The sequence below is a fragment of the Prevotella sp. P4-51 genome (assembly GCF_002251455.1).
GTDB lineage: Bacteria > Bacteroidota > Bacteroidia > Bacteroidales > Bacteroidaceae > Prevotella.
In genome coordinates this window covers 29,093-41,206 of the sequence record NZ_NPJM01000059.1, presented here as the reverse complement: position 1 = coordinate 41,206, position 12,114 = coordinate 29,093, and the positions used below count along the sequence as shown (strand labels likewise).

The following is a 12,114-nucleotide window of genomic DNA, read 5'->3' as shown; positions in this document are numbered from 1 at the left end:
CGCAAATGAAAGTTTTAATGTTTGGTTGGGAGTATCCTCCTCATGTATATGGTGGACTGGCTACCGCCAACTATGGTATATCTCAAGGTCTGCACGCCCAGGGTGATATAGAGACGATACTCTGTCTGCCCAAACCATGGGGCGATGAAGACCGCAGCGCCGCCAATATCGTGGCGATGAACTGTGTGCCTATCGCCTGGCGCGATGTCGATTACGACTATGTGAAGAACAAGGTGGGTAACATTATGGACCCCGACCTCTACTTCCGCCTGCGCGACCACATCTATTCTGATTTCAATTATATGCACGTCAATGACCTCGGTGCGATGGAGTTTGCCGGTGGATACCCCTCCAATCTCCATCAGGAAATCAATAACTATTCGATTATCGCCGGAGTCGTTGCCCGCACGTTCGATTACGATATCATCCATGCCCACGACTGGCTTACCTATCCCGCCGGCATCCATGCCAAGAAGGTTTCGGGCAAGCCACTGTGCATCCATGTCCATGCCACCGACTTCGACCGTAGCCGTGGCAAGGTCAACCCTACAGTCTTCTCGATAGAGAAAGACGGTATGGACAACGCCGACTGCATCATGTGCGTATCTGAGCTTACCCGCCAGACCGTCATCAACCAGTATCATCAGGACCCCCGCAAGTGCTTCACCGTGCACAACGCTGTGTATCCCCTGCGTCAGGAGCTGGCCGATATTCCTCGTCCCGACCACACCGGAAAGGAGAAGGTAGTGACATTCCTTGGCCGCATCACCATGCAGAAGGGACCTGAGTATTTTGTTGAAGCCGCCAACCTCGTGCTCCACCGCACCCGCAACGTGCGTTTCTGCATGGCCGGTTCGGGCGATATGATGGACCAGATGATTTACCTCGCCGCCGAGCGCGGCATCGCCGACCGTTTCCACTTCCCTGGCTTCATGCGCGGCAAGCAGGTCTATGAGTGTCTCAAGGACTCTGATGTCTACGTGATGCCTTCAGTGAGCGAGCCTTTCGGTATCTCTCCGCTCGAGGCGATGCAGTGTGGCACTCCTTCTATCATCAGTAAGCAGAGCGGTTGTGCCGAGATACTCAACAACTGTATCAAGGTAGACTACTGGGACATCCACGCCATGGCCGACGCCATCTACTCCATCTGCCACAACGAGAGCCTCTTCCATTATCTGCAGACCGAAGGCAAGAACGAGGTCGACCAGATTACTTGGGAGAAGGTAGGCGCATGGATACGAGAACTATATGAGCGCACGCTCAATGGCAATAACTAACAACTAACAAACAACGATTATGAAGACAATTTGTTTATATTTCGAAATACATCAGATTACGCATCTTAAGAGATACCGCTTCTTTGATATCGGTACCGACCATTATTACTATGATGACTACGAGAACGAGCGCGATATCACCGATATCGCCGAGCGTAGCTACATGCCCGCCCTCAATGCCCTTGGCGAAATGATTAAGGAGCATGGCAAGGCCTTCAAGGTAGCCTTCTCGCTCTCGGGCGTAGGTATCGAGCAGCTGGAGATGCACGCGCCCCAGGTGCTTGCCAAGCTGCAGGAGCTCAATGACACCGGCTGCGTGGAGTTCCTCGCCGAGCCTTATTCTCATGGCCTCTCATCACTGGCCAATGAGGAGAGCTTCATCACCGATGTCAAGAAGCAGGTGGAGAAAATCAAGGAGTACTTCAACCAGTCTCCCAAGGTGCTGCGCAATTCCGGCCTCATCTATAGCGATGACATCGGTATGCAGGCAGCCAACATGGGCTTCAAGGGCATGCTCACCGAGGGTGCCAAGCATGTGTTGGGATGGAAATCTCCCCACTACATCTACCACTGTGCCCTCAACCCCAAGCTCAAGTTGCTCTTGCGCGACGTCAACCTTAGCGACGACATCTCTCTGCGTTTCAACAACAGCGACTGGGAGGGCTACCCACTCTTCGCCGACAACTATATCCGCAAGATAGCCGAGTGTCCCGAGGAAGAGCAGTTCTATGGCATCTTCATGAACCTCTCTGCCATCGGCGTGGCCCAGCCTCTGTCGAGCAACATCCTCGAGTTCTTCAAGGCATTGCCCGCCTGCGCCAAGGCACAGGGCATCACCTTCTCCACTCCTTCAGAGGTGTGCGCCAAGATGAAGTCTGTGGGCCAGCTCGATGTTCCTGATACTCTCTCTTGGATGGACGAGGAGCGCGATGTGTCTTGCTGGCTGGGTAACCCCATGCAGCGCGAGGCTTTCAACAAGCTCTACAGCGTAGCCGACCGCGTGCGCATCGCCAACGACCCACGTATCAACCAGGACTGGGACTATCTGCAGGCTACCAATAACTTCTACTTCATCTCCACCAAACCTTCGGGAGTGGCAGTGGATAGAGGTATCTATGCCAGCGCCTTCGATGCGTTCACCAACTATATGAACATCCTCGGCGACTTCATCAACCGTGTCAACAACCTTTATCCTGAGGACATCGACAATGAGGAACTCGAGTCGCTGCTTACCACTATTCGCAACCAGGGCGACGAGATAGAGCTCAAGGATAAGGAGATAGTACGTCTGCAGGCAAAGATTGAAAAGATTGAGGCTGCCAGCGAGAAGCTGCGTGAGCAGGTTGAGGCCAAGACCGCCAAGAAGGCTGCTCCCAAGGCCAAAGCTGCTGCCAAACCTAAGGCTGCCGCCAAGCCCAAGGCTGTGAAGGCCAAGGAAGAGAAGCCTAAGGCAGAAAAGTAAACCAAGCCAAGACCCTCGACCGCAGATAGCGGCAATAGAGGACCAACGGGTACCCTCATAAGTTAAGTGTGACGCACCTTGTGCGTCTGCCACAGAGCGCGAACCATCGTTCCCTCTATGCCAGACACATCAGGGTGCGTTTTTTGTATATCCCTTGCCACGCCTTGTTTCTTCGCTAATGCCGCGGGAGACTTGGTGGTGAAACTTGCCAGTAAAAAGGTAGGAACAGTCATCAATAGGGTAGAGGCAATGTAAAGCAGAATGGTAAAGGGTTGGAGTACTGTGAAGCCAACCAGTAAGCGGACGATATTGATGTAAAGCAAACCAGTAAAAGCCAAGTCTTGCCATTTTCATGTTATCGGCAGAGATTGTGATAATTACGTTTGTCCTTGATTTATACCATCTTTAGTCATGCCCTGATACACTCTGCTGGTTCGTATCGTATGTTACGAGCGTACGTACCTTATGTTACGAGCGCTCGTAACAATTGATACGAGTGTTCGTGCCTTTTGATACGTGCCGGCAGAGTTGCTGGCGGGTGTACTACAGATAGTCGCGCAAGTCGTATAGATGGTTTGCGACTAAATAACAAATAATTTGAAAGATTTCTGTTAAAACATTTGGGGAAGTCAAATATATATCCTATTTTTGCCATTATTATTTTGATTTCAACCATTTATTTTGAAATCACCCCGAGGTTGGTCGCATCCTGCACCAACCTCTTTTGCAATATCAGGGAAGCAAATCAGCACTTTTCTTACTTAAAATTTGTCATTTATAAAGAAAAATACTATCTTTGCAGCAATTATTAACAGTATTTACACAATAAATCGCAAGCCTATCGCCTACATTTACTCCAATAGTAAAGAAAGAAATAATGGATGTATATAGCAAGATGACCGATGAAGAGTTGGCCATAGCATACATAAAAGGTGATAATAATGCCTTCGATTTATTGCTCTCACGCAATCAGCAGAGGCTTTATTCCTACATATTGTTCGTTGTCCACGACAGCGAGATGGCAGAAGATGTGTTTCAAGACACGTTTGTCAAAGTCATTATGCGTCTCCAGTCGGGCCAGTATACCTCCTGCGGCAAGTTCTCCGCATGGATTATGCGCATAGCCCACAATGTCATCATGGACTATTATCGCGACCAGCGCATAGAGAGTGTGGTGAGCACGGTCGACAATGAGGACCTTTCTCAGATTGACGGGCGCCATGTGATAGTGCCCAATGTGGAGAGCCGCTATGTCAACGAGCAGGTTTATAGCGACGTTCGGCGCATGATGAACCTCCTGCCGCCATCGCAGCGAGAGGTTATCTTCATGCGGTTCTTTCAGGAAATGTCTTTCAAGGAAATCGCCGAGGCCACCAGCGTAAGCATCAATACCGCTCTTGGTCGTATGCGTTACGCCGTGCTCAACCTGCGGCGCATGGCCAAGTCCAACGGCATCACTCTACAGTTGGACTGACCGTCCAGCGGGCATTCAGTCTCTTGACTTCAGACTCAGTATGGTAGCCTCAGGGTCTTCTGCACCGAAGACATAGCTGCCACTTACCAATACATCGGCACCGGCTGCGACGAGCATCGGTGCCGTTTTTCCGTTTACGCCACCGTCTACCTCTATCAGCGGTCTGTGCTCCAGCCAGTCTATCATCTGTCTCAGTCTCCTTACCTTGTCGGTCGAGCTGGTGATAAACGACTGGCCCGAGAAGCCCGGGTTGACGCTCATAATCAGCACCAGGTCTACATCGGAGAGCACCTCCTCGACCATAGCCAGCGGCGTGGCGGGGTTGAGAGCCACTCCGGCTTTCATGCCGGCGCTGTGTATCTCCTGGATGGTGCGGTGCAGATGGGTGCAGGCCTCGGCGTGTACGGTCATCAGCGCTCCGCCGGCATCGGCGACCTGGCGTATATAGTTCTCGGGATGCACGGTCATCATGTGTACATCCAGCGGCTTCTGGCATACCGTGTGTACTGCCTTGATAACGGGCAGTCCAAATGAGATGTTGGGCACAAACACGCCGTCCATCACATCCATGTGCAGCCAGTCGGCTGCGCTGCGGTTTATCATCTCCGAATCTTCGCCCAGCTGTGTAAAGTCGGCCGACAGCAATGAGGGTGATATCAGTATCTCTTTGTTCATCTTATTCTATCATCAAGGTTTAATCAGTTCATACACACATTATATTTCCCATCTTTCATGTGGGCGCGCTGGCAGAGCCGGGCTATCTGTCTGATAAGTTGCAAAGTTTTTTCCGAGGGCTTCACCTCGTTAGGAGTAAAATAGTTCATAGGCATTTCTAATAGTCTTTATATTTGTATAACGCATCTTTTCGGTCTTTATTACATCCGCGTGACATTTTCTTTTGCTCAAAACTGTCACCTGTAGGGTCACGGTCGGTCTGGAGATGACCGCCACCGATACAGTCACGCGCGCGTATATTATAATAGGTATAAGAAATCGGCTGAGGGTCTCAGTAATAAAATTGCGGTAAATCACAAATTTTTCTTTCAAAAAGTTTGCAGGCTCGTAGATTATCGTTATATTTGCAGCGTAAACAGTAAAGACAATGAAGAATATGGTATCTATAGCATGGTGGTGGCGTAACTCAAGATTGATAAAGTCGTGAGTCGCTCAGCCGTATAGATATCCCGTAGATATAAGATAAAGGCCTGCCGTAACTTACGACAGGCCTTTTTTCGTAACCCCGACATTTTGAACCAACACTATAAAAGACAAGACTATGGAGATGAAAGATTATTTGACGCGTGTGCTCCGCCAGGAACGGCTCAGCCGCGAAGAGACCAAGGACATCCTGACAGGCATCACCCGCGACGCCTATCCCGCCGAGCAGATTACGGCCCTCCTTACCGCCATTCAGATGCGCGGAGTGACCGTCGACGAGCTGCTGGGTTTCCGCGACGGCATATTGGAGACCGGCGTGCAGGCCCCGTTGGACTGCGACCGCTATATCGACGTGGTGGGCACTGGCGGCGACCGCAAGAATACGTTCAACATCTCTACCACGGCATGCTTCGTTATCGCCGGCGCCGGCTACAAGGTCGCCAAGCATGGCAATTATGCCGCCACCAGTGTGAGCGGAGCCTCCAACGTGATAGCCCTTCACGGTGTGCGCTTTACCAGCGACCTCGACACCCTCAACCGTTCGCTCCACGAGGCAGGCATCGTCTATCTCCATGCCCAGCTCTTCGCCAAGGCCATGAAGCACGTGGCCCCAATCCGCAAGGCGCTCCAGTTTCCTACCGTCTTCAACCTGTTGGGGCCGCTGGTCAACCCCTCTCACCCCAAGGCCCAACTGCTGGGCGTAGCCAACCTCGACCAGATGCGCCTCTACGCCCAGGTCTATCAGCGCTTGGGCATCGACTATGGCATCATCAATAGCATCGACGGCTACGACGAAATCTCGCTCACCGGCGACTTCAAGGTGTCGACCAACCAGTATGAGCGTGTCTTCTCGCCTGCCGACCTGGGCATGCAGGTGGCTCTGCCCGAAGAGCTTCAGGCCGGAGCCACCGAGGAAGAGGCTGCCGCCATCTTCGACAGCGTGCTCAACAATACCTGTCTGCCCGCCCAGAAGAACATCGTGGTCGCCAACGCCGCCTTTGGCATCCAGGTCATGGAGCGCGGGCTGAAGTCTATCGACGAGTGTATCGAGATTGCCCGTGAGAGTATCGACAGCGGTGCTGCCCTCAATGCCTTCCGTCGTTTTGTAACCATCAATTCATAGTCGACATGAGAGATATACTGGAAGAGATAGTCGCCAACAAGCGCGAGGAGATAGCGCAGTTCCACCAGTTGTTGCCCATCACCACGCTGGCCACGCTGACCGAGAAGATGCTCCACATCACCGTGCCCTCGATGCGTCGGGCGCTCATGGAGTCGACTACCGGCATCATCGCCGAGTTCAAGCGCCGTTCGCCCTCGCGTGGCTGGATACACCGCGACGCCCGCGTGAGCGAGGTGGTGCCTGCCTATGAGCAGAGTGGTGCTTCGGCTGTCAGCATCCTTACCGACCGCAGCTACTTTGGCGGCTACGACGAGCATATCCAGCAGGCGCGCTTCATGGGCGTCAGCCTCCCCATACTCTACAAGAACTTCGTGGTCGACGAGTACCAACTCTTCCAGGCCCGCTACTGTGGCGCGTCGGCTGTGCTGCTCATAGCCTCGGTGCTGACCATCGACGAGTGCCGCCGCCTGATGTCGCTTGCCCACCAGCTGGGTCTGGAGGTGCTGCTCGAGATGCACGCCGAGAGCGAACTCGACTATGCTGCCCTCGAGCCCGACATGTATGGCATCAACAACCGCCACCTCGGCACCTTCACCACCGATGTCGACACCAGCTTCCATCTGGCAGAGCGTCTGCCCCATGATGCCTGCAAGGTGAGTGAGAGCGGCATCTCTTCGCCCGATGTCATTGCGCGTCTGCGCGAGTCGGGCTACCGCGGCTTCCTCATCGGCGAGACCTTTATGCGCGAGCCCAGTCCTGGCGACGCCCTCGCCCGTATGGTCGGCCAATTGAACAACCTCAGCAACAACAACCATTAAAACTATACAGACTATGATTATCAAAGTATGCGGCATGACCGATGCCGAGAATATCACAGCCGTCGAGCACTTGGGTGCCGACATGATAGGCATGGTGTTCTATCCCCAGTCTCCACGCTACGTGCAGATGGTGCGCTCTCGCGCCGGAAGCATGCCCGACTACAGCCGTGAGCGGCTCGACCAGCTGCAACGCCACCTCGACGATGGCGCGGCTCCCATGCAGAAGCCTGCCCACGTGCCCCGTGTGGGTGTATTCGTCGACGATATGCCCCAGAACATCGTGACCCGTGTCTACAACTACGGCCTCGACTATGTGCAGTTGCATGGCGACGAGTCGCGCATCACCTGTGACAATCTGAGGCGCACCATCGACCCCGACATCCGTCCGGGACTGCGCATCATCAAGGCCATCCCCGTGGCCGACGCCCGTGACATAGACCGCTGGCGCGAGTATGACGGCGCGGTTGACATGCTGCTCTTCGACACGCGCAGCGACAGCGTAGGAGGCAGCGGCAACCGCTTCGACTGGACGCTGCTCGACCGCTACGACGGCGACATCCCCTTCCTGCTCGGTGGCGGCATCGGGCCCGACGATGTAGACAGGGTACGCGCCTTCCACCATCCCCAGTTTGTCGGCATCGACCTCAACAGCAGGTTTGAAACCCAGCCCGGCATCAAGGACATCCACTTGCTCCGCAACTTTATCAACGCTATACGAAATGAATAAGATAAACAGATTGTTTCAGGATAACACAGACCGTAAACTCCACTCGCTCTACTTCTGCGCGGGTGCCCCTATGGTCGACATGGTGCCCCAGGTGCTGCTCACGCTGCAGCGCCGTGGCATCGATATGGTCGAGGTGGGCATCCCCTTCAGCGACCCGCTTGCCGACGGTCCCGTCATTCAGGTGGCAGGCACCGTGGCTCTGCGCAATGGCATTACGCTCGACAAGATATTCAGCCAGATAGACAGCATCAAGGACCAGGTTCGCATCCCTTTGGTACTGATGGGCTATCTCAACGTGGTGATGCACTATGGATATGAAGCCTTCTTCCAGCGCTGCGTGGCTACGGGCGTGTCGGGGTGCATAATTCCCGACCTGCCGTTTGATGATTATCTCAATGTGGTCAAACCCATCGCCGACCGTTACGATGTGCGCGTCATCATGATGATTACGCCCGAGACATCGGCCGAGCGCATACGCCTCATCGACCGCCACACCGACGGGTTCATCTATATGGTGTCGAGCGCAGGCATCACCGGCGCCCAACAGAGTTTTGGCGACGCCAAGGTCGACTACTTCCGCCGCATAGATGCCATGCAACTGCACAATCCGCGCATGATAGGATTTGGAATATCCAACCGGCAGACGCTGGAGAGTGCCCAAGCCTACGCCGCCGGAACCATTATCGGCAGCAAGTTTGTCACTCTGCTCAACGAGACACGCGATGCCGACAAGGCCATAGACAAACTTAATGAAGCATTAGCCCAATGAAATACACAGTAGACAAAAACGGATTTTTCGGTCGTTACGGCGGAGCCTATGTTCCCGAAATATTATACAAGTGTGTGCACGACCTGCAGGATGCTTATCTCGACATCCTCGGCAGCGATGAATTCAAGCGCGAGTACCATCAACTGCTGCGCGACTATGTGGGGCGTCCTTCTCCCCTCTATTATGCCGACCGTATGAGTCGCCGCTACGGTTGCCGCCTTTATCTCAAGCGCGAAGACCTCAACCATACCGGAGCCCACAAAATCAACAACACCATCGGCCAGATACTCCTTGCCCGCCACATGGGCAAGACGCGCATCATCGCCGAAACCGGTGCCGGCCAGCATGGCGTCGCCACAGCCACGGTGTGTGCGCTGATGGGTATGCAGTGTGAAATCTTCATGGGCAAGACCGATGTGGAGCGCCAGTATACCAACGTGGAGCGTATGCGTATGCTCGGTGCCACGGTGCATCCCGTCACCACCGGCAACATGACCCTCAGTGACGCCTGCAGCGAGGCCATCCGCGACTGGTGCAGCCATCCGCGCGACACCTATTACCTCGTCGGGTCGACAATGGGACCTCATCCTTATCCCGATATCGTCGCCAAGATGCAGAGCGTCATCTCCGAAGAAATCAAGTGGCAGCTCCAGGAGAAGACGGGGCGTGACTATCCCGACTTCCTCATTGCCTGTGTGGGTGGAGGCAGCAACGCCGCCGGCACCATCTATCACTACATCGACGACGAGCGTGTGAGCATTGTCCTCGCCGAAGCCGGTGGTCATGGGGTAGACACCGATTACACCGCCGCCACCATCCAGGCTGGTACCGAGGGTATTATCCACGGTGCCCGTACGCTCGTGATGCAGACCGACGACGGCCAGATTAAGGAGGCGTTCACCATCAGCGCCGGACTCGACTATCCTGGCATCGGACCCATGCACGCCGACCTTGCCGAGCGTGGCCGCGAGCAGGTGATAGCCATCAACGACGACGAAGCTATCCGCGCCGGCTACGAACTTACCCGTACCGAGGGCATCATCCCTGCCATCGAGAGCGCCCATGCCGTGGCTGCGCTCAGTCATCTCCGCTTTCGTCCCGAGGATGTGGTCGTTCTCACCGTCTCGGGTCGTGGCGACAAAGATGTAGAAACATATCTCGCCCATAAGGATATGGCAGGCGAGTACGGAGATTTCTAACCCATTATCCGAACAGTCATTATGAGTCATACTTATAATTACCAGACCGTGTCGAGCACCATTCTTGCCGACCTCTATACTCCCGTGGGTGTTTACCTGAGTCTGCGCGGACTCTATCCACAGTCTGCACTCATGGAGAGCAGCGATTACCACAGCCACGATACAGCCCGCTCGTTTATAGCTATCCATCCTATGGCATCGTTTGCAGTGTCCCATGGCGTCGCCATCACCTCCTTGCCCGACGGTACCGTTCTCCGCCAGCCCCTCGACCTCGACCGCAAGGGCGTAGCCAAAGAGCAGGTGGCCCAGGCGCTGGGTGATTTCCTCGCAGCCTTCCATGTCGAAGGCGAGGGTAGGGAGTATTGCGGCGTCTATGGCTTCACCTCTTTCAATGCCGTGCGCTACTTTGAGAATATCGATGTGGTCGACGACACACAGCCCGCCAACGACGCCCCCGATATGCTCTATGTCATGTATCGCGACCTGATAGTCTTTGACCATTATTCCAACCGCATCCGACTGGTTACCCTCGTTCACGAAGGCGACTCTGTGGCTGCTGGCGGTAAGGTGCTCACCGACATAGAGCAGCAGTTGCGCCGCCCTGGCCAGTGCTACGATTTCCACACCGAAGGACCCGTCTTCAGTACTCTCTCCGACGAAGCCCATCGTGCCAATATCCGTCGCTGTGTAGCCCACTGTCTGCGTGGCGATGTCTTCCAGATTGTGGTCTCTCGTCGTTTCTGCCAGCGTTATAGCGGCGACGACTTCCGCCTTTACCGTGCACTGCGCAGCATCAATCCCTCGCCCTATCTCTTCTATTTCGACTTCGGCGGTTACCGCATTTTCGGTTCCAGTCCTGAGACCCACTGCCGCATTGATGGCGATCACGCCTATATCGACCCCATTGCCGGCACCACCCGTCGTACCGGCGACCCTGCAGAGGACCGTCGGCATGCCGAGTTCTTGCGTAACGATGCCAAGGAGAATGCCGAGCACGTGATGCTGGTCGACCTGGCGCGCAACGACCTAAGCCGCAACTGTCAGGATGTCAAGGTCGATTTCTTCAAGGATATGCAGTTCTACAGCCATGTCATCCACCTGGTGAGCCGGGTTAGCGGCAGACTTCTGCAGCCCCACTCCCCGAGCGCCAAGATACGTGCCTTCTTCGACACCTTCCCTGCCGGTACGCTGTCGGGGGCTCCCAAGGTGAGAGCGATGCAGATTATCAGCGAGCTCGAGCCCCACAATCGTGGCGCCTATGGTGGCTGCATCGGCTTCATCGGTCTCGACGGCGACCTCAATCAAGCCATCGTCATCCGCACCTTCGTCAGTCGCAATGGAGAGCTCTGGTTCCAGGCTGGCAGTGGCGTCGTGGCAAAGAGCAATGATGAATACGAGCTCCAGGAATGTAATAACAAACTCGGTGCGCTCACGCGTGCCATCAAAGAGGCTGAATCATGATGAAACAGACAGACAATAGCCACACCCCGCAGGTGTCGGTGGCTGTGATAGACAATTACGACTCCTTCACCTATAATCTCGTTCACCTCGTGCGTAGTCTTGGCGCACAGGTCACCGTCTTCCGCAACGACCAGTTTGACTTGCCCGACCTTGCCGACTATGACAAGCTCTTGCTTTCGCCCGGTCCAGGCATCCCGTCAGAGGCTGGGCTGCTGCTCGATGTCATCCGCACCTACGCCGCCACCAAACCTATCCTCGGCGTGTGCCTTGGCCATCAGGCCATCGGCGAGGTCTTTGGCGCCCGGCTTACCAATCTTGCCGAGGTCTTTCACGGCGTGGCGACCGAGGGTACCAATCTGCAGCGCGACTACATCTTCCGCGACCTTCCTCCGCGCATTACCATGGGCCGTTACCACTCTTGGGTGGTCGAGAGGTCGTCTCTGCCTGCCTGTCTGGAGGTCACTGCCGAGAGCGATGAGGGCTTTGTCATGGCACTACGCCATCGCGACTACGACGTCCATGGCATCCAGTTCCATCCAGAGAGTGTGCTCACGCCCCAAGGCGCCACTATCGTCAGCAACTGGCTGAAAGGCTAAGCCCGTGACAGTCATCCGACCGATGGCGACCCCTTCGGCATAACAAAAAA

At 54.8% G+C, this 12,114-nt stretch carries 12 protein-coding genes; 10 read left to right on the top strand and 2 right to left on the bottom strand.

Annotation, left to right across the window (positions count from 1 at the left end; genetic code table 11):
* Positions 1-5: 5 nt before the first annotated feature.
* The 3 genes from CIK94_RS09520 (at position 6) to CIK94_RS09505 (ending at position 4,213) form a co-directional block, all read left to right on the top strand.
* The gene (locus tag CIK94_RS09520; RefSeq protein WP_022311559.1) at positions 6-1,277 is read left to right on the top strand and encodes a glycosyltransferase family 4 protein; all 1,272 of its coding nucleotides are present in this window, start codon (positions 6-8) and stop codon (positions 1,275-1,277) included.
* 19 nt (positions 1,278-1,296) lie between these two features.
* On the top strand, positions 1,297-2,739 hold the full coding sequence (locus tag CIK94_RS09515; RefSeq protein WP_022311558.1) for a glycoside hydrolase family 57 protein: 1,443 nt from the start codon (positions 1,297-1,299) through the stop codon (positions 2,737-2,739).
* 877 nt (positions 2,740-3,616) lie between these two features.
* Positions 3,617-4,213 carry an RNA polymerase sigma factor gene (locus CIK94_RS09505; protein ID WP_022311557.1) on the top strand — a complete coding sequence of 199 codons (597 nt, stop codon included), beginning with the start codon at positions 3,617-3,619 and terminating at the stop codon, positions 4,211-4,213.
* Between the two features lie 15 nt (positions 4,214-4,228).
* Here CIK94_RS09505 and rpe read toward each other — a convergent pair whose 3' ends face one another.
* On the bottom strand, positions 4,229-4,888 hold the full coding sequence (gene rpe, locus CIK94_RS09500) for a ribulose-phosphate 3-epimerase (protein ID WP_094422839.1): 660 nt from the start codon (positions 4,886-4,888) through the stop codon (positions 4,229-4,231).
* 23 nt (positions 4,889-4,911) lie between these two features.
* On the bottom strand, positions 4,912-5,037 hold the full coding sequence (locus tag CIK94_RS14880) for a hypothetical protein (RefSeq protein ID WP_256387326.1): 126 nt from the start codon (positions 5,035-5,037) through the stop codon (positions 4,912-4,914).
* A 452-nt stretch (positions 5,038-5,489) separates the two neighbouring features.
* Here CIK94_RS14880 and trpD point away from each other — a divergent pair, with 452 nt between their 5' ends.
* Genes trpD through CIK94_RS09465 form a run of 7 tightly spaced genes read left to right on the top strand, consistent with a single transcriptional unit; the run spans position 5,490 to position 12,064 of the window.
* Positions 5,490-6,494, top strand: a complete 1,005-nt coding sequence (gene trpD, locus CIK94_RS09495) for an anthranilate phosphoribosyltransferase (protein ID WP_173845700.1) — start codon at positions 5,490-5,492, stop codon at positions 6,492-6,494.
* Between the two features lie 5 nt (positions 6,495-6,499).
* Positions 6,500-7,312, top strand: coding sequence for an indole-3-glycerol phosphate synthase TrpC (gene trpC, locus CIK94_RS09490; RefSeq protein WP_094422837.1), 813 nt, complete (start codon positions 6,500-6,502; stop codon positions 7,310-7,312).
* A gap of 13 nt (positions 7,313-7,325) precedes the next feature.
* Positions 7,326-8,039 carry a phosphoribosylanthranilate isomerase gene (locus CIK94_RS09485; RefSeq protein ID WP_094385130.1) on the top strand — a complete coding sequence of 238 codons (714 nt, stop codon included), beginning with the start codon at positions 7,326-7,328 and terminating at the stop codon, positions 8,037-8,039.
* Positions 8,032-8,808 (top strand): tryptophan synthase subunit alpha, encoded by a 777-nt coding sequence (trpA, locus tag CIK94_RS09480; RefSeq protein ID WP_094422835.1) that lies wholly within the window; start codon positions 8,032-8,034, stop codon positions 8,806-8,808. Before CIK94_RS09485 ends, trpA begins: the two co-directional genes overlap by 8 nt.
* Positions 8,805-10,007 carry a tryptophan synthase subunit beta gene (gene trpB / locus CIK94_RS09475; RefSeq protein WP_094422833.1) on the top strand — a complete coding sequence of 401 codons (1,203 nt, stop codon included), beginning with the start codon at positions 8,805-8,807 and terminating at the stop codon, positions 10,005-10,007. Before trpA ends, trpB begins: the two co-directional genes overlap by 4 nt.
* 21 nt (positions 10,008-10,028) lie before the next feature.
* Complete coding sequence (locus tag CIK94_RS09470) at positions 10,029-11,468, top strand: anthranilate synthase component I family protein (protein ID WP_094422831.1); 1,440 nt, start codon at positions 10,029-10,031, stop codon at positions 11,466-11,468.
* Positions 11,465-12,064 carry an aminodeoxychorismate/anthranilate synthase component II gene (locus CIK94_RS09465; protein ID WP_022311548.1) on the top strand — a complete coding sequence of 200 codons (600 nt, stop codon included), beginning with the start codon at positions 11,465-11,467 and terminating at the stop codon, positions 12,062-12,064. The genes CIK94_RS09470 and CIK94_RS09465 overlap by 4 nt, the downstream gene beginning before the upstream one ends.
* Positions 12,065-12,114 lie beyond the last annotated feature (50 nt).